25 protein-coding genes are annotated in these 26,777 nt (G+C 70.9%); 17 read left to right on the top strand and 8 right to left on the bottom strand.

What is annotated here, in order from left to right; genetic code table 11:
• Positions 1-19 precede the first annotated feature (19 nt).
• From UA75_RS22870 to UA75_RS22835, 8 genes are all read left to right on the top strand, one after another.
• Positions 20-1,357, top strand: coding sequence for an alpha/beta fold hydrolase (locus UA75_RS22870; RefSeq protein ID WP_075742012.1), 1,338 nt, complete (start codon positions 20-22; stop codon positions 1,355-1,357).
• Positions 1,350-2,495: a thiolase family protein gene (locus UA75_RS22865; protein ID WP_075742011.1), complete on the top strand. Its 1,146-nt coding sequence runs from the start codon at positions 1,350-1,352 to the stop codon at positions 2,493-2,495. The genes UA75_RS22870 and UA75_RS22865 overlap by 8 nt, the downstream gene beginning before the upstream one ends.
• Positions 2,496-2,499: 4 nt before the next feature.
• Positions 2,500-3,303, top strand: a complete 804-nt coding sequence (locus UA75_RS22860) for an IclR family transcriptional regulator (RefSeq protein WP_075742010.1) — start codon at positions 2,500-2,502, stop codon at positions 3,301-3,303.
• 18 nt (positions 3,304-3,321) lie between these two features.
• On the top strand, positions 3,322-4,575 hold the full coding sequence (locus tag UA75_RS22855; RefSeq protein ID WP_075742009.1) for a CaiB/BaiF CoA transferase family protein: 1,254 nt from the start codon (positions 3,322-3,324) through the stop codon (positions 4,573-4,575).
• On the top strand, positions 4,572-5,435 hold the full coding sequence (locus UA75_RS22850) for an alpha/beta fold hydrolase (RefSeq protein ID WP_083683503.1): 864 nt from the start codon (positions 4,572-4,574) through the stop codon (positions 5,433-5,435). The genes UA75_RS22855 and UA75_RS22850 overlap by 4 nt, the downstream gene beginning before the upstream one ends.
• On the top strand, positions 5,432-6,181 hold the full coding sequence (locus UA75_RS22845; RefSeq protein ID WP_075742007.1) for an SDR family NAD(P)-dependent oxidoreductase: 750 nt from the start codon (positions 5,432-5,434) through the stop codon (positions 6,179-6,181). Before UA75_RS22850 ends, UA75_RS22845 begins: the two co-directional genes overlap by 4 nt.
• A gap of 240 nt (positions 6,182-6,421) precedes the next feature.
• Entirely contained in the window at positions 6,422-7,177 is a 756-nt protein-coding gene (locus UA75_RS22840; RefSeq protein ID WP_075742006.1) for an SDR family NAD(P)-dependent oxidoreductase, read from the top strand.
• A 240-nt stretch (positions 7,178-7,417) separates the two neighbouring features.
• Positions 7,418-7,960, top strand: coding sequence for a type II 3-dehydroquinate dehydratase (locus UA75_RS22835; protein WP_075742005.1), 543 nt, complete (start codon positions 7,418-7,420; stop codon positions 7,958-7,960).
• Positions 7,961-8,159: 199 nt separating this feature from the next.
• On the opposite strand, the gene UA75_RS22830 is transcribed toward UA75_RS22835, so the two are convergent.
• The 5 genes from UA75_RS22830 to UA75_RS22810 form a co-directional block, all read right to left on the bottom strand.
• Positions 8,160-9,425, bottom strand: a complete 1,266-nt coding sequence (locus UA75_RS22830) for a cellulase-like family protein (protein ID WP_075742004.1) — start codon at positions 9,423-9,425, stop codon at positions 8,160-8,162.
• 88 nt (positions 9,426-9,513) lie between these two features.
• On the bottom strand, positions 9,514-10,362 hold the full coding sequence (locus tag UA75_RS22825) for a carbohydrate ABC transporter permease (protein ID WP_075742003.1): 849 nt from the start codon (positions 10,360-10,362) through the stop codon (positions 9,514-9,516).
• Positions 10,359-11,312 (bottom strand): carbohydrate ABC transporter permease, encoded by a 954-nt coding sequence (locus UA75_RS22820; protein WP_083683499.1) that lies wholly within the window; start codon positions 11,310-11,312, stop codon positions 10,359-10,361. The genes UA75_RS22825 and UA75_RS22820 overlap by 4 nt, the downstream gene beginning before the upstream one ends.
• Positions 11,309-12,637 (bottom strand): ABC transporter substrate-binding protein, encoded by a 1,329-nt coding sequence (locus UA75_RS22815; RefSeq protein ID WP_075742002.1) that lies wholly within the window; start codon positions 12,635-12,637, stop codon positions 11,309-11,311. Before UA75_RS22815 ends, UA75_RS22820 begins: the two co-directional genes overlap by 4 nt.
• Positions 12,630-15,083, bottom strand: coding sequence for a beta-galactosidase (locus UA75_RS22810; protein WP_198044194.1), 2,454 nt, complete (start codon positions 15,081-15,083; stop codon positions 12,630-12,632). The genes UA75_RS22815 and UA75_RS22810 overlap by 8 nt, the downstream gene beginning before the upstream one ends.
• A 16-nt stretch (positions 15,084-15,099) precedes the next feature.
• Here UA75_RS22810 and UA75_RS22805 point away from each other — a divergent pair, with 16 nt between their 5' ends.
• Positions 15,100-15,870 carry a FadR/GntR family transcriptional regulator gene (locus UA75_RS22805; protein ID WP_232237370.1) on the top strand — a complete coding sequence of 257 codons (771 nt, stop codon included), beginning with the start codon at positions 15,100-15,102 and terminating at the stop codon, positions 15,868-15,870.
• A 420-nt stretch (positions 15,871-16,290) separates the two neighbouring features.
• Here the strand turns inward: UA75_RS22805 and UA75_RS22800 are convergent, their stop codons facing one another.
• Positions 16,291-16,836: a cupin domain-containing protein gene (locus UA75_RS22800; RefSeq protein ID WP_075742001.1), complete on the bottom strand. Its 546-nt coding sequence runs from the start codon at positions 16,834-16,836 to the stop codon at positions 16,291-16,293.
• Positions 16,837-16,861: 25 nt separating this feature from the next.
• Between UA75_RS22800 and UA75_RS22795 the strand changes: the two genes are divergently transcribed.
• Together UA75_RS22795 and UA75_RS22790 are read left to right on the top strand one after the other, a co-directional pair.
• The gene (locus tag UA75_RS22795; RefSeq protein ID WP_083683497.1) at positions 16,862-17,392 is read left to right on the top strand and encodes a MarR family winged helix-turn-helix transcriptional regulator; all 531 of its coding nucleotides are present in this window, start codon (positions 16,862-16,864) and stop codon (positions 17,390-17,392) included.
• Positions 17,393-17,485: 93 nt separating this feature from the next.
• On the top strand, positions 17,486-18,283 hold the full coding sequence (locus UA75_RS22790; RefSeq protein WP_075741999.1) for a GTP pyrophosphokinase family protein: 798 nt from the start codon (positions 17,486-17,488) through the stop codon (positions 18,281-18,283).
• A gap of 273 nt (positions 18,284-18,556) precedes the next feature.
• Here the strand turns inward: UA75_RS22790 and UA75_RS22785 are convergent, their stop codons facing one another.
• On the bottom strand, positions 18,557-19,072 hold the full coding sequence (locus UA75_RS22785; RefSeq protein WP_075741998.1) for a lytic polysaccharide monooxygenase auxiliary activity family 9 protein: 516 nt from the start codon (positions 19,070-19,072) through the stop codon (positions 18,557-18,559).
• Between the two features lie 710 nt (positions 19,073-19,782).
• Here UA75_RS22785 and UA75_RS22780 point away from each other — a divergent pair.
• The 6 genes from UA75_RS22780 (at position 19,783) to UA75_RS22755 (ending at position 26,394) form a co-directional block, all read left to right on the top strand.
• Positions 19,783-20,802 (top strand): ABC transporter substrate-binding protein, encoded by a 1,020-nt coding sequence (locus tag UA75_RS22780; protein WP_083690862.1) that lies wholly within the window; start codon positions 19,783-19,785, stop codon positions 20,800-20,802.
• A gap of 124 nt (positions 20,803-20,926) precedes the next feature.
• Positions 20,927-22,021, top strand: coding sequence for a FecCD family ABC transporter permease (locus UA75_RS22775; RefSeq protein ID WP_075741996.1), 1,095 nt, complete (start codon positions 20,927-20,929; stop codon positions 22,019-22,021).
• Positions 22,022-22,059: 38 nt separating this feature from the next.
• A complete protein-coding gene (locus UA75_RS22770) occupies positions 22,060-23,043 on the top strand; it encodes an ATP-grasp domain-containing protein (RefSeq protein WP_075741995.1) in 984 nt (327 codons plus the stop codon).
• 26 nt (positions 23,044-23,069) lie between these two features.
• Positions 23,070-24,419 (top strand): MFS transporter, encoded by a 1,350-nt coding sequence (locus UA75_RS22765; RefSeq protein WP_075741994.1) that lies wholly within the window; start codon positions 23,070-23,072, stop codon positions 24,417-24,419.
• A gap of 12 nt (positions 24,420-24,431) precedes the next feature.
• Positions 24,432-25,235: an ABC transporter ATP-binding protein gene (locus UA75_RS22760; protein WP_075741993.1), complete on the top strand. Its 804-nt coding sequence runs from the start codon at positions 24,432-24,434 to the stop codon at positions 25,233-25,235.
• Positions 25,236-25,389: 154 nt separating this feature from the next.
• Complete coding sequence (locus UA75_RS22755; protein ID WP_232237866.1) at positions 25,390-26,394, top strand: LLM class flavin-dependent oxidoreductase; 1,005 nt, start codon at positions 25,390-25,392, stop codon at positions 26,392-26,394.
• A 99-nt stretch (positions 26,395-26,493) separates the two neighbouring features.
• On the opposite strand, the gene UA75_RS34975 is transcribed toward UA75_RS22755, so the two are convergent.
• Positions 26,494-26,625 carry a hypothetical protein gene (locus tag UA75_RS34975; RefSeq protein ID WP_257787485.1) on the bottom strand — a complete coding sequence of 44 codons (132 nt, stop codon included), beginning with the start codon at positions 26,623-26,625 and terminating at the stop codon, positions 26,494-26,496.
• Positions 26,626-26,777 lie beyond the last annotated feature (152 nt).

The raw sequence follows: 26,777 nt of genomic DNA, 5'->3' as shown, positions 1-26,777 counted from the left end.
GAGATCCGCAGGAGGTGCGATGCCCACGCTCGACGTACCGGGAGCCACGCTGTTCTACCGCGACAGTGGTCCGGCAGACTCGGCAGGCACGGCCGTCCTCCTGCACTCGCTGTTCTTCGACGGCTCGATGTTCGACCCGCTCTGCGCGGCACTCGGCGAGGACCTCCGGTTCCTGCGGCCCGACCACCGAGGACAGGGCCGGAGCAGACCGACCTCGACGGCACCGGACATGGATCGGCTCGCCTCGGACACGGTCACGTTGATCGAGTCCACGGGCGGCGGGCCCGTCCACCTCGTCGGCAGCTCGATGGGCGGCTATGTCGCGCTGCGCATCGCCGCGCGGCGGCCGGACCTCGTCGCCACCTGCACCCTCCTCGGCTGCACGGCGGCGGCGGAACAGCGGCCCGAGGTCTTCGCCGCGCTGGAAGGGCGGCTTCGAGAGCACGGGCCCGCGGCGAGTGTGGCGGAGCTGGCCTACACGATGTTCGGCGACGACTTCCTCGCCGACCCGGCGAAGGCGGCGGCGCGCGAGCACTGGGAGAACCGCTTCGCCGCCCGCGACACCGACGTCGCCGACGCCCTGCGCGGGGTCTACCAGCGAGACGGCGTCCTCGGCGAGCTGGCGGCGATCCGCGTCCCGCTGCTGCTCATCGCGGGCGAGCAGGACCATGCCAAGCGCCCTGCCGACCTGCGGGCGGTGGCCGACCGAGTGCCCGGCAGCCGACTCGTCGTGCTGCCCGGCGCCGGACACACCCCTGTGGTCGAGGAGCCCTCGACGGTCGCCGCCGAGCTGGCCCGCTGGTGGCGGCGGCCCACGCGCGACGTCGACCGCACCGACGCCGCTTCGGCCGGACTCTCGAACCCGTCGGCGGCTGCGCCGCAGTCGGGGCACCCGAACACGCCGGGGCCCGCCCACCGGCAGAAAGAGAGGTCGATCGTGTCCACCGCGCGTGAACAGGCCACGACACCGAGACCGCCCTGGCCCGATCAGGCTTCCGAGGCGGCGCCGGTGTCCCTGGCCGACGGCGCACTGATCGGAAACCGCTGCACCGCCTGCGGCCACCGCTTCTTCCCGGCCCGACGCCTGTGCTTCGGCTGCGGCGGCGACATCTTGGAGGAGGTGCTACTCCCCCGCGAGGGGACGCTGTACTCCTACACCCGCGTGCACGTCTCCTCCGCGATGCCGCCCCCCTACACCCTCGGCTACGTCGACCTGGCCGAGGACGTCCGGGTGCTCGCCCGCATCGAGGGCGACCCCGACGACCTGCGTTGCGAGCAGCCGGTGCGGCTGCGCATCACCGAGGACGGCGCCTGGTCGTTCGCCCCGACCGGGCCCGAGGAGGGCGACCATGCGTGACAGCTTCATCGTCGGTGCCGGGATGATCCCGATGGGCAGGCACCGCGAGTCGAGCTACCCGGGCCTCGCGGTCCCTGCGGTGCTCGACGCACTGGAGTCCGCCGGGCTGCGCCGCGCCGAGATCGGCGCCGTCTACTGCGGCCACGCCTTCGGCGGGATGCTCACCGGACAGCGCATCGTCAAGGAGATCGGCATCGGGGGCATCCCCGTCACCAACGTCGACAACGCCTGCTCCGGCGGAGCCACCGCCCTGCACGAGGCGCACCGGGCCGTCGCCGACGGGCACCACGAGGTCGTCCTGGTGATCGGCGTCGACAAGCTCACCCAGTTCGGCGGCGGCACGCTCCCGCTGGTCACCGAGGACTGGGAGGTCCAGCAGGGCATGGTGATGCCCGCGCTGTACGCGATGCGCGCCCGCCGCTACCTGCACGAGCGGGATGCCTCCGTCGAGGACCTCGCCTCGGTCAGCGTCAAGGCGCGGCGACACGGCGTCGCCAATCCCTACGCCCAGTTCCGCGCCGAGGTGACCGTGGAGCAGGTGCTGGCCGCCCGGCCCATCGCCGACCCGCTCACCCTGCTCCAGTGCTGCCCCACCGGGGACGGCGCCGCCGCCGTGCTGGTGGTGTCCGACGCGGTGCGGCGCAGGCTCGGCGGGCCCGCCCTGCGCATCGCCGCATCGGTGCTGCACTCCGGCCAGGTCATCGGCGGCTTCCGCGACATGCTCCGCCCCGAGATCACCTTCGAGTCCGCCCGCGAGGCCTATGAGCAGGCCGGTGTCTCCCCACGGGACATCGACGTCGTCGAGCTGCACGACGCCTTCTCCATCGCCGAACTCGTCTACTACGAGGCGCTGGGGCTGTGTCCGGTCGGCGAGTCCACCGGCTTCCTACGCTCCGGCGCCACCACCTACGGCGGCGAGGTCGTGGTCAATCCCAGCGGCGGACTGCTCGCCAAGGGGCATCCCGTCGGTGCCAGCGGAGTCGCACAGGTTGTGGAAGTCTTCTGGCACTTGACAGGCACTGCAGGCACCCGCCAGGTCGACGGGGCGCGGCTAGGCCTCACCCATGTGACCGGGGGCGGCATCTCCGGCCTCGACCACGGCGCGTGCACGGTGCACATCTTCGAGCACGTGGGGTGAGTCGATGACGAGCACGTCGAACAGGCAGACCGGGTCCGCCGAGAGCGTCGGAACGGTGGCCCGCACCGTCCGAGTCCTCGCGGCACTGGCCGACGCGGACGGCCGGGTCGGCGTCGGCACGCTGGCCGAGGAGCTGGGCCTGGCCACCTCGACGGTGCATCGCATCCTCCAACTGCTCAAACAGGAGGGCTTCGTCGCGGGCGAGTCCGACACCAGGCAGTACCACGTCGGACCGCAGTTCTACCGCGTCGCCGCCAGGGTGGTCGCCTCGCTCGACGTGGTGGACCTGGCGCGGCCGCACGTGCAGGACCTGGCCACCCAGTTCGACGAGAGCGTGCTGTTCGCGCTCTACCACCAGGAGTCCAAGTCGCTGTCCTTCGCGGTCCGCGCCGACGGCACCAAGGCACTCCAGTACCGCATCGACCTGAACCGGCCGTTGTCGCTGGTCTGGGGCGCGTCCGGCAAGGCCATCCTGGCCTGGCTGCCGGAACTGGAGGTCTTGGAGATCCTCCGACAGGAGGCGCCGTCCCCGGCCACCGGGGCGGAGGTGCCGTCGCGGGGCGAGTTGTTCGCCGAGCTGGAGCGGGTGCGCAGTACCGGCTACGCGGTCAGCGGCGGCGAGAAGCTGCCGGAGGCGCGCGGCATCGCCGCCCCGGTCTTCGGGCCTGCGGGCGTCCTCGGCTGCCTGTGCCTGACCTCCCCGAAGGACCGCACCCCCAACCGCAGCATTCCCGCGATCGGCGTGGCCGTGCAGGCCAAGGCCGTCGCGCTGTCCAGGGAACTCGGCACCAAGCCGCATCCCGAGTAGACGAAAGGGTGAACAGACATCGACTCGCGACCGTCTGAGAACGGCCCCGGCGGCTCCGGCGACACCGGCCCGCTGCACGGGATCACGGTGATCGACTTCACCACGTTTCTCTCCGGCCCGTACTGCACGCAGATCCTGGCCGACCTCGGGGCCAGGGTCATCAAGGTCGAGCCACTGACGGGTGATTCGAGTCGAGCGATTCCGCCGTACTTCGTCGACGGCGACAGCGCCTACTACCTCGGGAACAACCGCAACAAGGAGAGCGTCGCCCTCGATCTCAAGACGCCCGACGGGCAGCGACTGGCCCGGCAACTCGTCGCGGCGGGCGACGTCGTGGTGGAGAACTACCGGCCGGGGGTGGCTCGTCGGCTGGGCATCGACCCGGCGGAGCTGCGCGAGGGCAGGCCGGAGCTGGTCTGGGCGTCGATCAGCGGCTTCGGCCAGGACGGGCCCTGGCGAGACCGCCCCGCCTACGACATGATCGTGCAGGCCCTCTCCGGCGTCATGAGCCTCACGGGGGAGGCGGGCTCATCCGCGATGCGACTCGGCATCCCCGCAGGCGACCTGGTGGCCGGGCTGTTCGCCGCCATCGGCGTGCTCTCCGCCGTGATCGAGCAGCGCGGCACCGGACGGGGCCGCCACGTCGACGTCTCGATGCTCGACGGCCAGCTCTCCATGCTGTCCTACCAGGCCGTCTACGCGATGATCAGCGGACTGGCCCCGCAGCCCCAGGCCGCCCGCCATGACTCCATCCCCACCTATCGCTCCTTCACCGCGGGCGACGGCCGCGAACTGGTGGTCACCGCCAACACCGAGCGGATGTGGCGAGGACTCTGCACAGTGCTGGGTGTGGACGAGCTGATCAGCGATGAACGCTTCATCGACGGCGGAGCGCGCCTCCGCCACCGCGACGAACTGTGGGAACTCCTGGAAGCGGAGTTCGCCCGCGACAGCGCACAGGCCTGGGTCGACAGGCTCGTGGAGCACGGCGTGCCCACCGCGCTGATCAAGACCGTGCCCGAGGCCATCGACGACGCAGGTCACGCGGGCCGCGACATGGTCGTGGAACTGGAGTCCGATTCGGGAGAGCAGGTGCGGGTGGTGGGCAATCCAGTGCGTTTCACCGACGGCGGGCACATCCCGCTGCGGTATCCGCCGCGACTGGGCCAGGACGGTCCCGGCGTGCTGCGCGAGCTGCTCGGGCTCGACGAGCACGAGATCGGCAGGCTCCGGGCGGACGGCGTGCTCGGCGTGAAGGAGGCGGACCGATGACCGTGCCCCCGTCGTCGCCCACCCGCCGCACCGTGCGGCGCGGCGCGGTCGACATCGCGTTCTGGACCAGCGGCCCGCCCGAGGCGCAGCCGATCCTCCTGCTGCATCCGATCGGGCTCGATCACCATGCCTTCGACGCGGTGGCGGAGCGAGTGGTCGACCGCTTCCGGCTGGTGCTCCCCGACCTGCGCGGACACGGCGAGACCCGAGCCGACGCCACCGAGGTGCGGCTGCCCGCGATGGCCAGGGACGTGCTCGCCGTCCTGGACGCCTTCGCCGCACTCGACACGTTCGGGCCCGACCGGCTCGTGCACCTGGCCGGCCATTCGATGGGCGGCGTCGTGGCGGCGCTGGCCGCCGCGAGCGCCCCGCGCCGCTTCGCCTCCCTGCACCTCATCGCCACCCCCGCCGAGGGCGGACCGGTGTTCCGCGAGCGGGGGCAGGCCGCGCTGCGCTCGGGGATGCCGGGCGTCGTCGAGTCCACGCTCCGCCGCTGGTTCACCCAGGAGAGCCTGACCGAGGGGCTGCCGGGGGTCGAGTACGCCAGGAGCCGGGTGCTCGCCATGGCCCCGGAGGCCTGGGCGGCGGCGTGGAGTTCGATGGCAGGCTTCCCCGGCTTCGGCGAGATCGGCGCCCGGCTGCCGCGCACCTACTGCGTCTCGGCGGGCCAGGACGTCTCCACGCCGCCGTCGGTGCTGACGCAGGTCGCGGATGCCATCCCGGCCAGCGTCGCCCATCACGTCGTTCCGGGTGCCGGACATCTGCTGACGCTGGAACGGCCTGCCGCCGTCGCGAGCCTGCTCGCCGACGACTGGGAACTGTCCGGGCAACCCGCCGGAGGAACGGGAGAACTGGCATGACGGACTTCGCAGGCCGCGTCGCGGTCGTCACCGGCGGGAACGCGGGGATCGGAAGAGCGGTCGCCGAGGTCCTGCGCGCTCGCGGTGCCGTGGTCCACGTCCTCGATCGGGACGTCGAAGGCCCCGCCGAGGGAGTCACCGCGTGGCGAGCCGACGTCACCGATCAGTCCGAGGTGGACGCGGCGCTGGCCGGGATCGGCGATCGGGAGGGCCGGGTCGACGTCCTGGTCAACAACGCGGGCGTCAGCTTCGTCGGCACCGTCGAGGACGGCGGGCTCGACGAGTGGCAGCGGCTCTACGACGTCAACGTGCTGGGCTACGTCCGCACGATCCGCGCCGCACTGCCGTTGCTGCGCAAGGGATCCGACGCGGCGATCGTCAACGTCTCCTCGTGCACCGCGGCCAGCGGGCTGCGCAGCCGGGTGGCGTACTCCGCGACCAAGGGCGCGATCCAGTCGATGACCAGGGCGATGGCCGCCGACCTCGTCGCCGAGCGCATCCGCGTCAACGCCGTCGAGCCGGGCACCGTGGACACGCCCTTCATGACCGCGCTCGCCGAGGCGGCCCCGGACCCGGCCGCCCGCCGCGCACAGTTCGAGGCCCGCCAGCCCACCGGCCGCATGGTCGACCCGCGCGAGGTCGGCGAGGCGGTCGCCTACCTGGCGAGTCCATGGGCCCACTCCACCGTCGGCACCGTGCTCACCGTCGACGGCGGGATGGCGGCCCTGCACCTCACCGAGGCCTGAGGACGCCGCAGGCCATCGGCCCGGCAGAACCGTCGCCGAGTCGGTTCGCCCGCACTCGGCGCCCGCCGCCACGGCAGGCGCCGCCACCGCCTGACGGGCCTGATCGGCCCGCCTGCGGACCGGGGCCACGACATGGGCCGACCCGAACCCGGCCTCGCACCCACCGAGGTCCGACATCGCTGTCACCCGACAGTGCCAGAGGAAACGGGGCCGAACCCCGACGAGAGACAGGAAGAGACAATGACGTTCTCCGATCGAGTCGCCGTCATCACCGGCGGCGGACAGGGCATCGGCCGTGCCTACTGCCTGGCGTTCGCCGAGCGCGGTGCGGCCGTGGTGATCGCCGACCTCAACGAGACGAAGGCCCGCGAGGTCGCCGAGGAGATCACCGCCGCAGGCGGCCGGGCCCTCGCGGTGACCACCGACGTCTCGGACAAGGCGAGCGTGGATGCCATGGTCCGACAGGCTGTCGCCGAGTTCGGCACCGTGGACATCCTCGTCAACAACGCCGCCGTTTTCTCCACTCTGAAGATGCGCCCCTTCGACGAGATCTCGGTCGAGGAATGGGAGCACGTGTTCGCCGTCAACACCCGGGGCGTGCTGCTCACCACGCAGGCCGTCGCGCCGGTGATGAAGGCGAAGCGCTACGGGAAGATCGTGAACATCTCCTCCAGCGTGGTGACGACCGGCCGGGCGAACTACGCGCACTACGTCGCGTCGAAGGGCGCCGTCGAGGCCTTCAGCCGGGCGGTCGCCACCGAACTCGGCGCCTTCGACATCAACGTGAACTCGATCCGGCCGCACGGCATCGTCACCGAGGTGCCGCGCGAGACCATCACCGAGGACCAGTGGGACGGGATCATCGCCCAGCAGGCCCTGAAGCGGAAGGGCAAGCCCTCCGACGCGGTCGGCGCCGTGCTGTTCCTGGCCTCCGACGAGAGCGACTTCATCACCGGGCAGTCGCTGCTGGTGGACGCGGGTCTGCGCTTCAACTGACCCCGACCGCACCACGCCGTTCGACGGCGGTGCGGTGGTTCGGCGGCCTGCTCCGGTGGCGGGCGGCAGGCCTGCCCGGCAGCGGTGGCGTGCTCGGCTGCGACGGCCGATCCTCCCGGGAGCGCCGACCGACGAGCCCGCCGCCGGACCACCGCGCCGCGCCGATCCTCTGCCCGCGGGCGACGAACCGCGAGAGACCAGGACACCCAGATCATTCGCCACGACGAGGAGCTGCCCATCATGACCGACGACGCTCACGAGTTTCGGATCGTGCGCCGAGGCGACCGCGATCATCGCATCGCCGTGATCGACGGACCGAACATGTCCAACCTCGGCGCGCGCAGCAGGAAGGTCTACGGCGACGTCGGCTCGCTCGACGACCTCAAGGCCTATGTGGCGGGCTTCGGCGAGCGCCTCGGGGTGACGGTGGAGAACTTCTCCTCCAACTACGAGGGCGCCATCCTGGAGTACATCCACGAGTCGGCCGAGCGCGTCGACGCCTACATCGTCAACCCGGCGGGCCTGACGACCGTCGGCGAAGGCGTGCGGCACGCGTTGGAGGAGACCGGGCGGCCGGTGGTGGAGGTGCACTTCTCCAACATCCAGGCAGGCGCGGGCCACGGACGCGGGCTCGGCGGCGGCCCCATTGCCTCCAGCTTCACCCACACCGCGACGGGCCTGACCATGGGCATGCGCCAGTACAGCTACATCGGCGCGCTGACGGCCCTGGTCGCGGCCCTGGACGACGGGTACTTCCTGGGCGAGGGCGTGGCGGGGGACTGAGCCGGGCGGCACGAGGAGATCGAGCCGGACCCGCTGTCTACTGGAGCGGGCCTGCTCGATCTCTGGTGTCCGCTCGCGCGGCGACCCGGCGACCCGGCGAGTCGCCGTCGAGTCCGGTGTGCGGCCGGGCGGCGATTCGCCCTTCTTCCGCCGGAGCCGACGCGGCGGGCGCGGTGCCGCCCGCCGCGTCCTGTTCTTCTCACCTGAGAAACGCCTCGTTGCACTCGCGCTGCAACGCGACGTCGGCCCACATCGGGTGCTGCGGCGCGGCGTTGGAGCAGACCACCGTGCCCAGGGCGCCGACCCGTACGGACTCCGCGACGGCGCGGCGGCAGAAGTTCGCGCCGATCGGGCCTTCCTCGAAGGTGCCGTACAGCGGCGTGTAGCCGATCCAGCCCTCGCCGAACACCAGTGGGATGCCCCGCTCGGCGGCCCAGTCGGCGGCGGCCGCGATCCAGGTGGTGAGCCGTTGCTCCATCGCGAGCCGGTGGACGGCATAGCGCTCGTACAGCCAGGCGTCGAAGGCGACCGGATCACACCAGTCGTGTAGGTAGACCTCGCGGTCGCCGACGACCGTCGCCTCCTGCCGCCACCGGTCCGCCTCGGGCGGGGCCCAGTCGGCGAGGCCTGGCGCGCCGGGGCGCAGCAGCTCGCGGCGCGCCCGCTCCTGCGGGAACGGGCGCGCCGCGTCGCGCAGCGCGAAGACCTCCAGCATCTCGTCGAGCACCCCGTACACATACGGGTGGAAGACGGCGATGTCGATGTCGCGGGGGATCCCGCGCAGCGAGCCCACCGGAACCTCGGCGTAGTTCACCGTGACCGGCCGATCGGGGTGACGCCGCCGGAATCGGGCGATGCCCCGCTCCAGCCGGGGCCGCAGCGCGACGACTCGGTCCACGGCGGTGTCCAGGCCGTCCGCGAGGTGCCCCGCCTGGACCTCGTTGTGCAGCTCGGTGAAGGCGATCCGGTCGTCGAGGCCGTGCTCGGCGAGGAAGTCCACGAGGTCGGCGAGCGCGTCGGCGAGTGCCTCGGCGCGATCCTCGGGGTCGACGGCGTTCACCGCGTCCAGCCAGGCCCGGTCGGCGGCGAAGGCGGGACTCTGCTGATACTCCCAGCTCGACAGGATCACGTGGCAGTCGTGCCGCCGCGCCGCCTCGAACAGGGCGAGCAGGTGCGCACGGCCGTCGATCTCGGTGGTCTTGCGGACGTCGTACCAGCGCACCCGCTGTCCGTACTCGCCGCCGAGTGGGCCGAACCGCAGCGCACTGGTGTCGAGGCCGCTGCCGAACAGCAGCAGCGGCATGGCGCAGATCCGGATGGTGTTGTACCCGCGTTCGACGGCCTGGGCGAAGGCGGCGTCGAGGTCGGCGAAGGGCTCGCCGGGGCCGGTGCGGGTGTACCAGCTGAAGTCCCACAGCGAGATGGTCAGGCGGGGCGGGAGGTTCGCGGGCAGTGGCGTCGGCACGGTCGGGACTCTCCTTCGTTCGATGCGTCGGGGATTGGATGCGTCGAATTTCTCGGCGCGGCGGGGATTCGTCGGCGGCGGAGGAGACTCAGCTCTTGACCGCGCCTGCGGTCAGCCCCTCCAACAGCTGCCTGCGCAGCAGGAAGAAGACCAGCAGGCTCGGCACGGCGGCGAGCACCGAGGCCGCGAGCACCAGGTCGTACTGCCGACCGGTGGCGCCGAAGAGCGCCTGGATGCCCAGCGGAAGCGTGTAGTCGCCAGGTTCGCTGATCACGATCAGCGGCCAGATCAGGCTGTTGTAGCTGTTGAGGAACGACCAGACGCCCAAGGCCCCGAGCGCGGGCCGCAGCAGGGGAAGCACCACCCGCCGGAACAGGCCGAACTCGGTGCAGCCGTCGATTCGTGCCGCGTCGAGCAGTGCGTCGGGGACGGCCTGCTCGGCGAACTGGCGCATCATGAAGATGCCGAAGGCGGGCGCGATCCAGGGCACGACGAGGGCGAAGTAAGGCTCGGTGAGCCGCGCCTTGGCGATCATGATGAACAGCGGCACCACGATGACCGCGAACGGCACGGCCAGCGAGCTGAACATGATGTTGAACAGGATCGTCTTGCCGCGAAAGCGGTATTTGGCGAAGGCGAAGCCCGCGAGCGAGCACAGGCCCACCGCCAGCACCGTGGACAACAGGGCGACGACCGTGCTGGTGACGAACCAGCTCCAGAACGGCTGCTCGGCGAGCAGCGTCCGGTAGTTGTCCAGCACGGCGGGCGCGGGCAGCGGCTGCGGGGGATAGCTGAAGATGTCGGATCGGCTCTTGAACGACGAGGACAGCGCCCACAGCAGTGGCAGGGCGAAGACCAGCAGCAGGCTGATCAGGAACGTGTAGAGCAGCACCCGTCCGCCGGTGACCCGGCGGGGACGGTCGGCGACGACGGTCATCGGTTGTCCCTTCCCACCCCGAGCGCGCGATTGGCGAGCAGCCCCAGCGCGAAGACGACGACGAACAGCAGAACCCCTGCGGCGGCGGCATATCCGAGCTGTTGTCGCTGGAATCCGGCGCGGTAGATGAACATCGCGACCGACAGCGTCGACTCGCCGGGACCGCCCTGGGTGAGCAGGAACGGCTCGTCGAAGATCTGCGCGGTGTTCACCAGGACGGTGACGGCGATGAACGCGGTCACCGGTCGCAGCGAGGGCAGCGTGACGTCGACGAACCGGCGGACCGGCCCGGCCCCGTCGATCGCCGCCGCCTCGTACAGCTCCCGAGGCACGTTCTGCAGCCCGGCCAGGAAGAAGATGGTCAGATACCCGGTCCAGCGCCACAGCACCAGCACGGTGACGCTGACCTTCGCCCACAGCGGATCGCCGAGCCAGTCGATGCCGCCGAAGCCGAACACGGCACGGAGCAGCCCGTTGACGATGCCGAACTCGCGCTCGAAGAACAGTCCGAACACCAGCGTGATGACGATCGGCGAGATCACCACCGGCATGAAGTAGGCGAGCCGGAACATGTCGCGGCCCCGAAGGCCGCGTGCGTTGAGCGCCTGGGCGATCAACAGCGCCGCAGGCACCACGACACACATCGTGAACAGCACGTACACGGCGGTGTTGCCCACCGAGATCCAGAAGCTCCGGTCGCCGAGGAGGTCCTGATAGTTGCGCAGGCCCACCCACTGCGGCGTGCCGAGCCCGGCCCACTCCGTGCCGCTCAGATACAGGCCCACCAGGATCGGGACCAGGAAGAACAGGCCGTAGAGGAGGAAGAACGGCGAGATGAACGCATACGGCGCCAGTCGCAGCTGGTTGCGGGACCACCAGGTGGCGGGCTTCTCGGGCTCCTCGGCCGTCGGGCGGGGGACGCTCGGCCGGTGTGCGGTCTGGTTCGTCATCGCTTGACCTGCTCTCGGTAGGCGACGATCGCCGCCTCGATCGCGGCGGCGGGCGAGGTGCGACCGCGTACCGCGTCCAGCACCGGGCCGCCGAGGACGTCGGTGAGGATCTGCATGGCGGGGGCCTGATGGAACAGCGGCAGGTCCTCGGCGGCGGGGGCGTAGACGTCGAAGACCCGCTGGCCGCCGAGATACTCGTCGCGGACCTCGACCAGTTCGGGATCGCGGTAGAGCGACCGCAGGGTGGGCAGGAAGCCGCCGGAGCGGTACCGCAGCAGCTGTCCCTCCCGGGTGAGGAAGACCCGGCTCAGCAGGTCCAGCGCGGCGGCGGTGCCGGGCTTGTCCTTGAGGACGGTGAATCCGGTACCGCCGAGCGTGGATGCCAGGTGCCCGCCCGCGTCGAATCGCGGGAGCGTGCGCATCCGCCATCGACCCTGCTGATCGGGGACGTTGGCCTGGAGGCCGTAGGCGTTGTACCAGTTCGGCATCGCGATGGCGGCCAGCCTGCCGGACTTCAGCGCGGCGGCGGCCGCACTGCTGTACGGGTCGGGCAGCCCGAGCAGGAACCCGCTCCGGACGCCCTCGGTCATGAACTCCAGCACCTCGACGGCCTCCGCCGAGTCCAGCGCGAGTTCGCCCGCCGCGTCGAACACTTGGCCGCCGCGTTGCAGGAAGAACTGGAAGAAGCTGTTGGCCACCGCGAGGTTGTCGCCCGTCGAGACCACGCCGAGGCTGATCTCATGGTCGCGGCTCAGCCGTTCGCCGTGCTCGGCCAGCTCCTCCCAGGTCGCCGCGTCCTCGGGAACCCCGTGGTCGGCGAACAGGTCCTGCCGGAAGTAGAAGACGGTGATCGAGTTGTCGGCGTCCAGGCTGTAGGGGCTGCCGTCGACGGTGTAGGGCGCCAGCTTGAGCAGCTCGTCGCCCAGCGGCGCCACCACGTCGGTGAGGTCGACGAAGAGGTTCTCCGCGATGGACGAGCCCATCACCCTGGCGAACTGATCGATGACCAGGCCGACCAGATCGGGCGTGTTGCCGTCCGCGATCGCCTGCGTGATCATCCGCGTGATGATGTCGGGCGGGGCGGCGTTGGTGACGTCGAGTCGGAACTCGAACTCGGAGTCGCCGACCAGGCCCGGCTCGCCGATCGCCGTCTCGAAGGTGGTGACGTAGCCGGGGTCGTGGGTCCACAGCCGGATGCCCACCGGCCCGGCGGTCAGCGGCGTGCGATCGGCCGCACCGCAGCTCGCCAGCAGCGGGGCGCCGAGCAGGCCGAGCCCGGCGACGCCCATGCCGCGCAGCAGCGCGCGGCGGTCGAGGTCAGGCATCGCGCCCCTCCCACTCTGGTCGTAACGTGATCCGGTGCGTCCGGCTGAGCCGGACATGCTGGATCTCGGGCCGAGCACCGGGGGCGGCGAAGCGGTGACGCACGGCGGGATCGACGTAGACCCGGGCGTCGGTCGCGCGTGGCAGCACCCGGATCTCGATGCCGTGCCTGCGGACCTCGGCAGCGATGCGACGCAGGCCCACGTCCCAGTCCGGCCCGAACCAGAAGTGATCGGCGACCAGTCGACCTCCGACGTAGGCGCGGGCCGCGTCCCCGGTGTAGGTCAGGCGGAGCAGCAGCTCGGCGGCGTCGTCGAAGGCCCGTTCGTCGACGGTGACGTGGAAGACGGCCGCGTGTTCGAAGTCCTCGTCCGTCGGGGCCGAGGCACGGCCGTGCGGGCCGCCCGTGCGGGCCTGCGGGGTGCGCGGCTCGCCCGCCGAGCGCACCAGGCTCGGTCGCGGCGGCGCACCCGCCGTCGTGATCCGCCAGGCGCTGAAGACCCCGTCGTCGTCGGTCTGCTCGGCGCCCGCCAGCGTGGTCGGGGCGGGCAGCATCGCCAGGGTGACGACGTCGTCGGTCCCGTCGATGCGCAGGGCTTCCCCGTCGACGATCACCGGGTCGTCGCACAGGACGAGGACGTCCGTCCCGGCGATCTCCACCCGCTGGAAGCGCAGGGCGTCGACCTGGCCGAGCACGAGCACCGTCGCGATGGCCCCGGCCTCGTCGGTCACCGAGAACCGTGCGTCGGTGCCCGGCTGCGACACGGTGGCGACGGTGCGGCCGTCGACCTCGGTGATCTCGGCGGCACCGTCCACGGAGACCGGGCCCGCGAAGGCGAACTGCGCGGGGATGCCATCGGCGGCGACGAAGACGGAGGTCGGGACGCCGTCGATCGCGAGTCGGGCGAGGGGCTGGGCACTCGCCCAGTCGAGCCGCTGCCCGCCTGCCAGCCCGAAGCCGATCGGCCAGACGAAGTGCGCCCCGGTGGAGATCGTCACGGGCTCCGCAGGCAGCCGGACCGTCCGATCGGCCAGCCGCACCTCGAAGCGGACGCCTGCGTGGTCGGGCAGCGGCTCGTGCGGCTGATGGTTGTTGACGAACAGGAAGCCGGTGCTGCCGTCGGACCGCACCGACCACCGCACGGTCTCGCGGTCGTCCAGACCCGAGGGCGAAGCGTCGGGCAGCTGCACGGGCAGCTCCGCGAGGTCGGCCCCGGAGTCGCGGAGGAAGAGATGCTGGACGCGCAGGGCATGGAAGGACGGCCGGACCTGGCCGTACTCGCCGAGCGGCGCCTGGAAGTCGTAGTTCACCACGGGCAGGTCGTTGGGGTATCCGCAGGCGTGCGACTCCTGATTGGGGGTCGGGAGGTCCAGCCGTTGCGAGCAGCCGTGATAGAGGTAGTAGCCCTGCCACACCGAGCCGCTGCCGAGCTTGGCCAGCGCCAATGCCGAGATGTCGGCGGCGGGCACCAGCGGCCTGCGGTGGTAGGCGATCGCCATGCCGCCGCCCAGTTCGCAGGTGGCGTACGGGTACCGGCGGTCGTCCGGCGGAACGTGGTCGATGCTCGCGCCCTCGGGGGTCGCGGGACGCAGATCGGCGCCGATGGCGTGATCGTCGCGGATCGACGTGAAGAAGTAGTGACACCGCATCTGCCGGGCCCACCCGTCGGTCGCGTCCGCCCAGAACGCCTCCGGGTAGCCGCCGTACAGCGGCAGCAGGACGTCCGCCGGCAGCTGCGGGGCGCCCCAGCCGGTCGCGGTCCACAGCGGTGCGGTGATGCCCGCGGCCTCGGCCATGGTGCGCAGCGTCGCCAGGTGGCCCGGCTGGTCGTACAGCTCGTTCTCCACCTGCACCGCGACGATCGGCCCGCCGTCGGCCCAGCTCAGGCCCGCGAGCTCCCGACCGATCCGCTCGTAGTAGGCCGCGACCAGGGCCAGGTAGGCGGGATCGTCGGTGCGGGGCACGCAGTCGACGTCGGCGAGCCAGTCCGGGAACCCGCCGTTGCGGCACTCGCCGTGGGACCACGGCCCGATGCGCACGGCCACCGCCAGGCCCGCCTCGCCGCACAGCCGGACGAATCGGCCGATGTCCCGCGAGGAGTCGAAGCGGAATTCGCCGCGCGTCGGCTCGTGGTGATTCCAGAACAGATAGGTGGCGACGACGTCGATGCCGCCCGCGCGAATCCTGTCGAGTTCCGTCCGCCATTCGTCTTCCGGATAGCGACTGAAATGAAATTCCCCCATGACGGGCAGCCAACGCCGACCCGCTCGACTGATGGCGCGGCCGTCGACCGAAATCGAGCATTCGGCGCCGTCCGGCGTGCCCATCGGCAGATGACCCGACAGGGGTGGGGCGTGGTCAAGCACATGCAGGGACAGCATGTCCGGCTCCTGAACTCCGATGGTCAGCGGCGGACTCATCTTGAGCAGCACTCCGACGGCTGTCAAGATGTATTAATAATTAATGGCCACGGCTAGGCTGCGGTGCGTTCTGGCGTCGATGATCTTCGAGGAGCGCTTCGTGGCCCGTTATTCCGGTCGGGGCCTGCACTACCAGGTGGTGCGGCACCTCGGGACCCGCATCGTCGACGGCCGCTTCGCCGAGGGCGAGGTCTTCGACCTGCGTGCGCTCGGCGCCGAGCTGGACGTGAGCCTGACCGTGCTGCGCGAGGCGTTCAAGGTCTTGGCGAGCAAGGGCCTGGTGGACGCGCGGCAGCGGCGCGGGACCTTCGTGCGGGCCCGGTCGGCGTGGAACCTGCTCGACGCCGATCTCCTCGACTGGCGGGTCGACGGCGGCGACGCCGAGACGCTGCTGCGCGACCTCGCCGACCTGCGGTCCGTCATCGAACCCGCCGTGGCGGGTCGGGCCGCGCTGCGCCGCACCGAGGCCGATCTCGCGGCGGCGGAGGCCGCGCTGACGGCGATGGCCGAGGCGGGTGACGACGCTGTGGCCGCCGCCGAGGCCGATGCCGCGTTCCACCGGGCGCTGCTGCTGGCCACCGGCAACGAGCTGTTCGCCAGGATGGATCTCTTACTCGAACCCGCCCTGCGGGCCAGGGATCGCCTCGTCCACGCGCACCTGAGCGCCGACGATCCCGTGCCCGCCCACCGCCTCGTGCTGGCGGCGGTCCGCGATCGGGACGCGCCGCGAGCGGAGGCGGTGATGCTCGAACTCCTGGCGAAGGCGACCGAGGATCTCCATCTCATGGGCACGATTCCGGCCGAGTCGCGCTGAGAGCCTGTCTTTGATCCCCACTGTCCTGTTGCGCGGGGCAGGCAGCGGCGATCTGCGGCGTTGTCGTCAGTCGACATCACTCCGTTATGTCTCCTTCCTTCGCCTGGCAGCTCAGCCACGCTGATCCCCGCTCACGACTCCAGGGGATCACAGACAGGCCCTGAGAGGTCGGTGGCCTGATTCGGCCGGCGGCGGGCACTGGCCGCCCCGCGGGACCGTGTCTCCGCGCCTGCGCTCGTCGTGGCGGAGAGCCGGGACCGGCCGGGGTCGGAAAGCGGCGTCGGAGCCGTTGAATTCGTTCCCGCTGATTCGGATTCGGCGTGATTCGATCCCAAGAATCGGCGTCACCGTGATTGCCGTGCCGCGGTCGAGACGGCTGAATTCGTCGCCCGCGATCAAATCACGACCGGTGGCCTGCGGTCAGCCCGCGCTCGACTCATCCGGCGTCGCAGCCGAATTCCGTCGTAGTCGTCGAGCGAGTCGGCCGAGGCCGCCGAAGACGAATCGTTGCAGCGAAGCGGGCAGACCGGCGACATACCCGTCCTGTAGCTCCCACAGCAGGCCGAGATCGAGCGGATTGATCGGCAGCCCGGCCCGGGTGGTGCGGCCCCGGCGGTCGAGCTGATGCCAGAACTCGAACATCCGGCGGTGCTGGAGCGGCGGGCGGGCCACGTAGTCGAGCACCAGGTCCGGTGCCTCACTCCAGAACTCATGGACCTGGCGCGGCAGCACCGTCAGCTCGTCGCCCGGCCCCGCGTGGTGGTCGCGGCCGTCGACGCGAAACCGCATCCGGCCCTGCACCACCCGGAAGTGCTCGCGCAGCACCGGATGCCAGTGCGGGCCCGCGAGCCGTCCACTGGTCGGCCAGCGATGCTCGATCCGTAGGAACTCGCCCTCGTCGTCGGTCCCCTGCTCCACGAACCGCACGCTGTGGCCGTCGCGGAACACCAGCTCGTCACTGTTCATAGATGAGAAGGTAGCCTTCCTAATTATGGATGCGCCAGTGGGTCACCCGACGTTGCTGCGACAGCTGGTCGAGACGGTGCGTGCGTTCGAGCAGCAGCTCCACGCGGGCCTGCTGGACGCGGCAGACGACCTCCGACCCGCGCACTACGCCGTGTTCCGTCACCTGGAGCCCGACGGCAGCCGGATACGCGACCTGGCCTCGGCCGCCGGGATGACGCCCCAGGCGATGGGGGAGCTCGTCGCGCACCTGGCTGCCTGCGACTACGTCGAGATGCGTCGTCATCCCACCGACGGCCGGGCGCGGCTCGTGGTGCCCACCGCGCGGGGGCATGCCGCGTTGTCGCGCGCCGCCGCCCGACTCGGTGATCTCGAAGGAGCGCTTGCGGCCCGGCTCGGCACGGAGCGCGTGCACGGACTGGGGCACCTGCTCGCCGAGATGCTGCCGCTGTTGTCCGACCCGGAGCTGGCGCCGGTCGCGGGCTCCTGCGGCGCGGCCGCAGACCGGCCCGCGCGGTCGGACTCGCGGTCGGCCGCCGGGCCGCCGAGGGAGCCCTGAGCCGGTGCCTTGGTCTGCGCGGCTCGTTCTGCCTGGTCGGCGCGGTGGAGGCCTGGCGAGGCCTGCCCGTGCCGGGACGAGGGAGAATGAGGCGTGGACATCGAGGAGGAGCTGGACGGCATCCGTCGTCAGCGGGCGCGTTTCACCGACTTCATGCTCGGTTACAAGTTCGCCATAGACGAGATGATCACGAAGATCAACATCCTTCGTGAGGACTTCAACAACACCAACGAGTACAACCCGATCGAGCACATCAGCTCTCGGCTGAAGACGCCGCAGAACATCGTCCGGAAGGTGCGCAGGAAGAAGTTCCCGCTGAGCTTCGACAGCATGCGGGACAACATCCTCGACATCGCGGGCGTGCGCGTGACGTGCAGCTTCATCTCGGACATCTACAAGATCCGCGACATGATCGCCGATCAGGAGGACGTGACGATCTTCGAGGAGCGCGACTACATCGCCCGTCCCAAGGCGAGCGGCTACCAGAGTCTGCACCTGCTCGTCGAGATCCCGGTGTTCCGCGCGCGCGGCACCGAGCGCATCCCGGTCGAACTCCAGATCCGCACCATCGCGATGGACTTCTGGGCCAGCCTCGAACACAAGATCTACTACAAGTACGACGGGCACGTCCCCGACGACCTGCAGCGCGAGCTCATCCAGGCCGCCGACGTGGCGAGCAGGCTCGACCGGACAATGGAGGGGCTGCACGAGTCGGTTCGACAGGGCGAGGTCGTCCACCTAGCCGACGAGGCGACTGATCGGGAGGCGGCTGATCGGGAGGCGGCTGATCGCGAGACGGCTGATCGGGAGGCAGAGGAGCGGTTACGGGACGCCGAGGCCGCCGAGTTCCTGGACCTGTTGGATCGCGAGACCGCGTCCGCGGCAGGCTGATCGGCTCGCGGTCCTCGACGCGGGGCCGCCGCGCTCAGACCGGCGTCGATGCGCGGTGGTTCGTCCGGGCGGAGCCCGAGTCCGGCGGCCCGAGGCCCATGCCCGAGTCCTATGCCCGGAGTCCGGCAGCCTGCGCCCGGCATTCGACGCAAGGAGTCCTCTCGGCGGGCGCGCGCCGGGGGGACGCCGGGTGCGGAGGGCGGCCGGGCCGGGTTCGTCGTCCGCACCCGGCATCCCGGCGCGCCGTCCGTCATCCGAGCGACGTGCTCCTCGTCAGCTGATGTTCACGTCGATGCACGCATAGAAGGCCATCGGCGTGTCGGCGATGTTCCAGACCGCGAGCACCTTCTGCCTGCCGCTCACGTTGCCGAAGTCGACCTGGTGCGAGACCGTCTCACCCGGCCGGGCGCCGCCGTCGTTGAACTCGGCGACCTTGGTGCCGCCCGCGTAGTACTGCCACGTGGTGGTGGCGTGCGAGACGGTCAGGGTCCAGTTGAAGCTGGTGGAGCGTCCGACCGGGGTGACCGTCCAGCCCTTGCCGTCGTCGTCGAGTTCGCTGAACCGGCTGTTGCCGCCGCTGCAACTCGTCAGGCCCTTGGGGCCTTCCACGCTCTGCGGCTCCCATTGGATGTCACCGCACGGCACCGTTCCGGCCGCGCATTGCGCCTGCCTGCTCGGCGGGTTTGACACGTATCCATGGGCGTTCGCCGTGCCCGCCGGAATGCTCACGAAGAGAAGTGGTGCGATTGCGGCGCCGATCACGGCTGCCGAGAACCTTTTCTTGCGCATGTCTACTCCCTCATCGAGGACGCCGCAGGCAACGGGCCGGACCCGACGTCATCGACACCGGAAGCCCTTGTCGGCGGCTGCAGGGGACGTGAGGAGGAGAGCTCCGTCGGAGCCGTGACCGAGGCATCCCGACGGCAGTCGACTGCCATTCGGCCTGTTCAGCCCCAACTCCGGGGAACTTGGTCTAGACCTTAGCAGTCGAATGGTCCGGGTCAATGGTTTGTTCGTGACGCATTCACGCCATTCGCCGACTCGGCTCGCGATGCCACTGATGATCATTGCGGGGAAGGCGCTTCCGGCCACTGTCGGCGAAATTTCGGACGCCCGGGCAGTCCGCATTCTCGGCGGCCATGACACGCCCGGAAGCCCGTCGCCGCCCGCTCGGTCGCCGGATCACGGGTCGATATCGGTCCGGTCGACGGACCAAGAGAAATCGGTGGCGGGCCGTCCGGGTCGGGGCGCGTCGGTGATTTCCGCGCGCCGCCCCGATCCGCGACGGGGCGCTCCGTCCGTCACGGTGCCGCAGGGCCGTCGACGGAGCCTCTCGTCTCGTCGAGACGGCAGGCGGGCCGTGCGAAACGCCGAGATGACGCGCCGAAACGGTCACTACCCAGAGATCACGATCATTGCTAAGTTGATAACGATAACCCTTGCCGAAAACTGAAGCATCATCGGGTATCGAGGTCACGACGAGAGGACGGATCTGTCCCATGTCGCATCCTGTGAGGCCAACCGCGCGGCGACGGGCACGTCACGTGCTCCTCGCCGTCGCGAGCGTCCTGACCGTCGCCGCGTGCGGCGGCGTCGCGGAGCCTGCTCCCACGGCGGCGGGCTACCCGCTGACGGTGGACAACTGCGGTCGCGAGGTGACCATCTCGGCACCGCCGAGCAGGCTGTACGTGATCGGGGGCGAGGCAGGCACCCTGGTGCACGCCGCAGGCGGCGTCGACCGGATCAGCACCTTCTCCCCGCTGATCGGCGAACCGCTCGGGGCCGCGGCTGGGCCGCTCGGTGCGACGGAGCAGGTACCCATCCAGAGTTCGCGGGACATCTCGCGTGAACTGATCATCAACGCGATGCCCGACCTGGTGGTGAGCTACGGCCTCAACGACTTCGACCCGTCGGACCTGGCCGCAGCGGGCATCCCGACACTGATCATCAGCGGCTACTGCGGCGGCTTCGGCGCCGGACAGTCCGAGGTCGATGACCCGCTGGCGGGCGTCTACGCCGACATCGCGCTGCTGGGCCGCGTGCTCGAGACCGAGGCCGAGGCGTCGGCCGCCGTCGCCGATCTGCAAGCGCGGGTCGACGCGGTCCGCGACGCGGCCGAGGCGGCCCCGCCCGACGAGAGCACGACGGCGGCGGTGTTCGTTGCGGGGGCGGACAGCCCGCTCGGGGCGTACGGCCGCCGCAGCATGATCCACCAGCAGCTCGACTACGCCGGGCTGTCGAACGTCTTCGAGGACACCGACGAGCGGCTGTTCGAACCGAACACCGAGGCCCTGATCGACGCGGCTCCGGAACGGATCATCGCGCTGTACGAGCCCGGCGACGTCACCGAACAGGTCGTCCGCGACACGATCACCTCGCGGCCCGAGCTGGCGGGCATCCCGGCGGTCGGCGCGGGCGAGGTCCTGACGCTGGACTTCTACCACTCCGGCCACGGCACCCTCGCGGTGGACGGGCTGGAGCGGCTCGCCGAGCAGATCGGGGGACGAGGCTCCTCGTGACCGTCGTGCCGCGAACCCCGTGCCGTCGCCCGGCTCTGCCGCGGCGCCCTGCCGCGCAGTCGTCCCCTCGCCCGCGCATCGACAAGTCGGGTCCGGCGGGCTCGATCGACCCGGAGGAACCGCGATGACGCAGGTGTCCGCTCGCGACACCCCACAGCAGACCGGCTCGGCTCCCGACCGCCTGGACCACCGGCGACGCGTTCGACGCTCCGCGCTGTGGATCGGCGGCCTCGGCGTGCTGCTGCTGATCAGCATCCCCGTCGCCGTCGGGCTCGGACCGGTCTCCGTCCCGCCGGGGACCGTCGCCCAGATCATCGTGGGCCACGTGTTCGGGTCCGGGGCAGGCTCCGGCCTGCCTGCCGACGACATCATCTGGCTGGTCCGCGTGCCGCGCGTGCTGCTGGCCGTCGTGGTCGGGGCGGCCCTGGCGATCTCCGGGGTCGCACTGCAGGCCCTGGTGCGCAACGTGCTGGCCGAGCCCTACCTGCTCGGTGTGAGCGCGGGCGCCTCTACGGGCGCGGCGTTGAGCATCCTGTTCGGCATCGGGGTCTCGACCGGGGCGACCTCGCTCACCGGCAGCGCCTTCATCGGGGCGCTGCTCGCGACGGCGGTGGTGTTCCTGCTGGCGGGCAGCGGCGGTCAGATCACCTCGGTCCGGCTGCTGCTCTCCGGCGTCGCGGTCGGCTACGTGCTCAACGCCGCGACCAGCTTCCTCATCTTCGCCTCCGACACCCCCGAGGGCGCCCGCGCGGTGCTGTTCTGGCTCCTCGGCTCGCTGACCAGGGCCGAGTGGAGTGCGGTGGCGATTGCCGGGCTGTTGGTGGCAGGGGCGTTCGTGACGCTGCTGCTGTGGGCCAGGAACCTGGACGCCCTCACCCTCGGCGACGACACGGCGCACGCACTGGGCAGTCCGCCCGCACGGGTCCGGGCTCAGACGCTGGTCGTCGTCGCCGTCTGCGTGGGAGCCGTCGTCGCCGTGTCCGGCGGGATCGGCTTCGTCGGCCTGGTCGTGCCACACGTCGCCCGGCTCTGCGTGGGCGGGGTGCACCGTCGGCTGCTGCCGGTCGCGGCGCTGATCGGAGCGACCTTCCTGGTCTGGGCCGACGTCATCGCCAGGATGGCCTTCGTGCCGAGGGAACTGCCGCTGGGGATCGTCACGGCGGTGGTGGGCGCTCCCTTCCTGCTGTTCCTCGTTCGTCGACTGCGGTCGGCTGCCTGACTCGAATCGGATCAGCGCGACGGGAGGCTCGAGTCCACATGGTCCATGCACCGTTGATCGTCCTGCTCGGCAACGATGACGACGACGACGATCACCGCGTCCTGTTCGACGAGATCCGGCGCATCGGCGGCGCGGCGCGGCGCGTCCATCCCGACGAGCTGGTGATCGAGGTGACCGCCGAGGGCACCCGGTTTCACACCGGCGGGGCCGAGCTGCGGCCCGATCTGCTGTTCGGCTGGGTGTACGAGGACTACCTGGTCCTCGGCATGAACCAGCTGGAGACCGCGCGGCTCGCCGGGATACCCGTGGTGAACTCGGCGATGACCCTGTGGCAGGGCCAGTCGAAGTACCTGAACTCGGCCCTGCTGCACCGCGCGGGCATTGCTCACCTCCCGGTGCTGTGGGGTCGGGACGAGGAGACCCTGGTCTCCTGGACGGCCCGGCGCGGCTATCCGATGGTGACCAAGCCGATGATGAGCTCCCGAGGTCGGGGGATGGCCTGCCTGACCGACGAGGCCGCCGTGCGTCGGCACGTCGCCGCGCTCGATCCCGCCCCGGAGCAGTACTACGTGCAGCCGTTCGTCCCCGCCGGGCATCGCGACACGCGAGTGCTCTGCGTGAATCACCGGGCCGTGGCGGCGGTGACGCGCACCGCGCCGCCGGGAACCTGGATCTCCAACGCGCCCGGCGGCGGCCGGAGCCTCGCCGAGCTGGATCGCGACGTCTGCGAACTGGCCGAGCGGGCCGCCGAGGCCGTGGGTGCGCTGTTCGCGGGGGTGGACGTCGCCCGCGACGAGCGGACCGGTGATCTGCGGGTGTACGAGGTCAACACCTGTCCGACCTGCACCGCGACCTTTCGCGAACTCGGGCTGGACCCGGTCCCCCTGACCGAGTTGGCCGCGTTCCTGGTCGCCGCCGCGCGTGACTTCGACGAGGCCCGCCGCCACTGGCGTCCGTCGGTGACGGTTCGGCCGGGCCTGACGGTCCGGCCGGACTCGCGATCCAGCAGCACGACGATCTAGCCGGACTCACTCTCTAGAAGGACACGATGCTCTCGATCCTGCGCAACCGGCGTTTCCGGCTGGCAGTCCTCAGTTACACCGTCTCCGGCGCGGCGACTGCGATCACCCCGGTGGCGCTGACCCTGTTTCTGCTCGACACCCACGGCGGCGTCGAGGTCCTCGGCCTGGTGCTCGGCGCCCGGACGGTGGGCTTCGTCGCGGGCGCGGTACTCGGCGGCGTCGTCGTCGACGGGTATCCGCGTCGGACAGTGCTGGTCCTGGCCGGTGCGGTGCGCGGTACGGCGATACTGGCCGCGATACCGGCGTTCAGCGGCTCGGTGGCGATGGTCTGCGCGGCCGTCCTGGTCGCGGGGGTCGGCGAGGGCATCTTCCGGGGCGCCTATCAGGCGCTGGTCGGCGAGGTGGTGGGCGAGGCCGACCGGCAGCGGGCGAACGCCTTGTCCACGCTGAGTTCCCGACTGCTGCTGGTCGGCGGCCCGACCCTGGCGACCTTGCTGTACCTGCTGATCGGCGGCGCCGCCACCCTGTTGGTGACGGGCCTGCTCTGGCTGGGCTCGGCCGGGGTGGCCCTGCGGCTCCCGCGCGGGGTGCGCCCCCCGTCCGACGCCGCCCGGCGCCGCCCGTTCGCCGACTACCGCGAGGTGCTGCGGGAGGCGGGTCGGCACCGCTGGTTCCTCGCCGGACTCGCCTCGCTGGTCGTCTGGCTCTCCCTCGGATTCGCCGTGCAGCAGCTTGCCCTGCCGCTGATCAGCCGCGATGAACTGGGCGGCAACGCCTTCCTCGGCGTGGCGCTGGGCTGCTACTCGGCGGGCGCGGTGATCGCCGCACTCGTGCTGGCGCGCTGGACCCCGAGAAGACCCGGCACGGTCGCCTTCGTGGGGCTGAGTCTCTATGGACTGGTGCCGTTGGCGCTGACCCTGCCCGCCGTGTCGCCCCAACTGGGCGCGGTGCTGGTGTTGACCGCCTACTTCCTCGGCGGCATCGGCATCGAGGCCTTTAACGTTCCCTGGTTCAGCGCCATCCAGCGAGAGGTGCCGCCGGAGCGGATGGGCAGGCTGTTCTCCTTCGACTTCATGGTCTCGCACGGTGTCGCGCCGCTCGGACTGATCCTGCTGCCGTATGCGCTCACGGAGATCGGCCGGACCCCGGTGCTGCTCGCCTGCGGCCTGCTCACCATCGGCGCCGCCCTGGCCGCCCTGGCCGTGCCGGGCGCACGCGATCTCGCCGATCCCGAGCCGCGCCGCCGGTCCCGGCCGGTTCCGGCCGCCGCGCCCGCGCCCGTGCTTCCTCCGATGCTCGCCGACCACGGTCACCCGGCCGCGCAACGGAACCCGAGCCGCAACCCAGCAGAGGACTCCTCCTCGCCCGTGCAGTAGGAGAGGTGTGACGTGATCAGTGCAGCGGACGTGTCCTTCGCATACGACGGAACCCCGGTGCTCGCCGACGTGGCGCTCGACGCCCGCTCCGGCGGCGTCGTCGGCCTGATCGGTCCGAACGGCAGCGGGAAGTCGACGTTGCTCCGCATCCTCTACGCGGCGCTCGCCCCGCGTCGGGGCACCGTGTTGATCGACGACACCCCCGTCGCCTCGCTGCCGCGTCGTGAGGCCGCCCGGCGGATCTCGGTGGTGGCGCAGGAGGCCTCGCCCGAACTGCCCGTCTCCGTTGCGGAGATGGTGCTGCTGGGGAGATCCCCGCATCGGTCGGCATTACAGGCTTACACCGCCGAAGACCACCGCATCGCCGCCACCGCGTTGACGCGCGTGGGCATGCGGGACCTGGCGGATCGCAGCTTCGCCACGCTGTCCGGCGGTGAGAAGCAGCGGACGCTCATCGCCCGTGCCCTCGCACAGGAGGCGGATCACCTGCTGCTGGACGAGCCGACCAATCACCTGGACGTCCGGTATCAGCACGAGGTCCTGCACCTGGTGCGCACGCTCGGCATCACCACGGTGGTCGTGCTGCACGACCTCAACCTGGCGGCTCGCTACTGCGATTCGCTGGTGCTGCTCGATCGTGGCAGCGTGGCCCGGTCCGGGCCGACCCCGGTGGTGCTCACGCCCGAGGTCGTCGAGCCCGTCTACCGGGTGGCGGTGCGCCTGGTGGACGACGGGGACTGCGTACAGCTGGTGTTCCGTCCGCAGGTCGACGCCGCGTCGCCGCAGGACGCCGAGCGACTGGTGGGGCCCGGCTGACCTGTCGACTGCGTGGGCGGCCACGTCTGCGCGGCTGTCCGCCGTGGTGGCTGCTCCGCCCCGCGGATCGGCGCCGCCGGAGCCAGGTCGGCTCTCGACGCGAACTGGCTCAGAAACGGAGGATCAGCTGAGGGAACGACCCGATCTCGGCTTGGTGCTGTTCACCCATCGCTTCCCCGGTCAGGACGATGGCGAAGTGCTGCACCTCGCGTTGGAGCTCGCCGACCTGGCGGAACAGGTGGAGTTCGACGCCCTCTGGACCACCGAACATCACTTCATCTCCTACGGGGTGAATCCCTCCGCGCTCACGTTGGCGGGCCACCTGCTCGGCAGGACTCGCCGACTACGGGTCGGCACGGCGGTGACGATCCTGCCCTCGCATCCACCGGTCTACGTCGCGGAGCAGACGGCGCTGCTGGATCAACTATCGGGCGGCCGCTTCGATCTCGGGATCGGCAGGGGCGGTCCGGTGGTCGACTACGCGGTCCTGGGCCGGAGCATGGACGACTGGCGAGACGGCCTGCCCGAGGCCCTGTCGTTGCTGCTGGACTCCTTCACCGGCACCGTCGCGAGCGATTCGGAGCTGTATCGCTTCCCCGAGGTTCGTCCCGGCCCGACGCCGCTGACTCGGCCTCATCCGCCGGTGTACGTGGCTGCGACCTCGCCGCCGTACGCTGATCTCGCGGCGCTACGCCGGCTGCCGATGCTGTTCTTCTTCCATCAGGACGTCGCAGCCCAGGCCGCGCTGGTGAGTCGACATGCCGAGCGATGTGGGCTTCCCGCGACCTCGTTCACCCACGGTGCTGCGATGATCGCGCAGATCACGGACTCGGCTGCCGAGGCCGACACGCTGATTCACGGGACCACGGTCCCCTTCTTCACCCACGCGCAGTCCGAGTACGTGATGCTCGAGGAGCGGCCCGGTGGGCAGCCGCCGCCGAAGGCGCTGGCGGAGCTGTTCCTCCAGACCCAGGCGATCGGGCCGGTCGAGCAGTGTGTCGACCGGGTGGTTGCGGTACTGAGCACGCCGGGGCTGCGACGGGTGCTGCTGCACGCGGAGTCCAGCGGCGACCACGATGCGATCCTGCACAACGTCCGGCGGCTGGGCACCGAGGTGCTACCGGAGGTGCGCAGGCGATTGGCGGCGGGCGCAGGCTGACCCGCAGTCGCCTGCCGAGCGCCTGATCAGGCACGTCGCCGTCTCACCTGGGGTGGCGGGTTCGCCTTCGCGCCAGCGCCGACGGTCGCAGCTCCTCGATCAGGAATCGGCGCGGCGTCCGGAGGCCAGGATGGTCGGATGCACGAGGTAGTAGCCCGCCTCGTCGAGGACGTAGCGCGGGCTGCCCGGTGTCAGCAGCGCCTCGGCCTCGGCGATCTCCTCGTCGATCATGCCTGCTGCACGTCCTCGGGACCGCGCCGATTCGAGCAGCTCCGGCCAGACCGCGCTCTCCAGATACGGCCGGACGGTCGGATCGTCGTCGATCGCCGAAGCCGATGCGGAGGTATGCGGCCTGCCCGAGTCGGGGAGTGACGGGGCGGGAC

Source organism: Actinoalloteichus sp. GBA129-24, assembly GCF_001941645.1.
Classification (GTDB): domain Bacteria; phylum Actinomycetota; class Actinomycetes; order Mycobacteriales; family Pseudonocardiaceae; genus Actinoalloteichus_A; species Actinoalloteichus_A fjordicus.
Note: the sequence above shows the minus strand (reverse complement) of the source record. Positions and strands in the feature narration are given on the sequence as shown.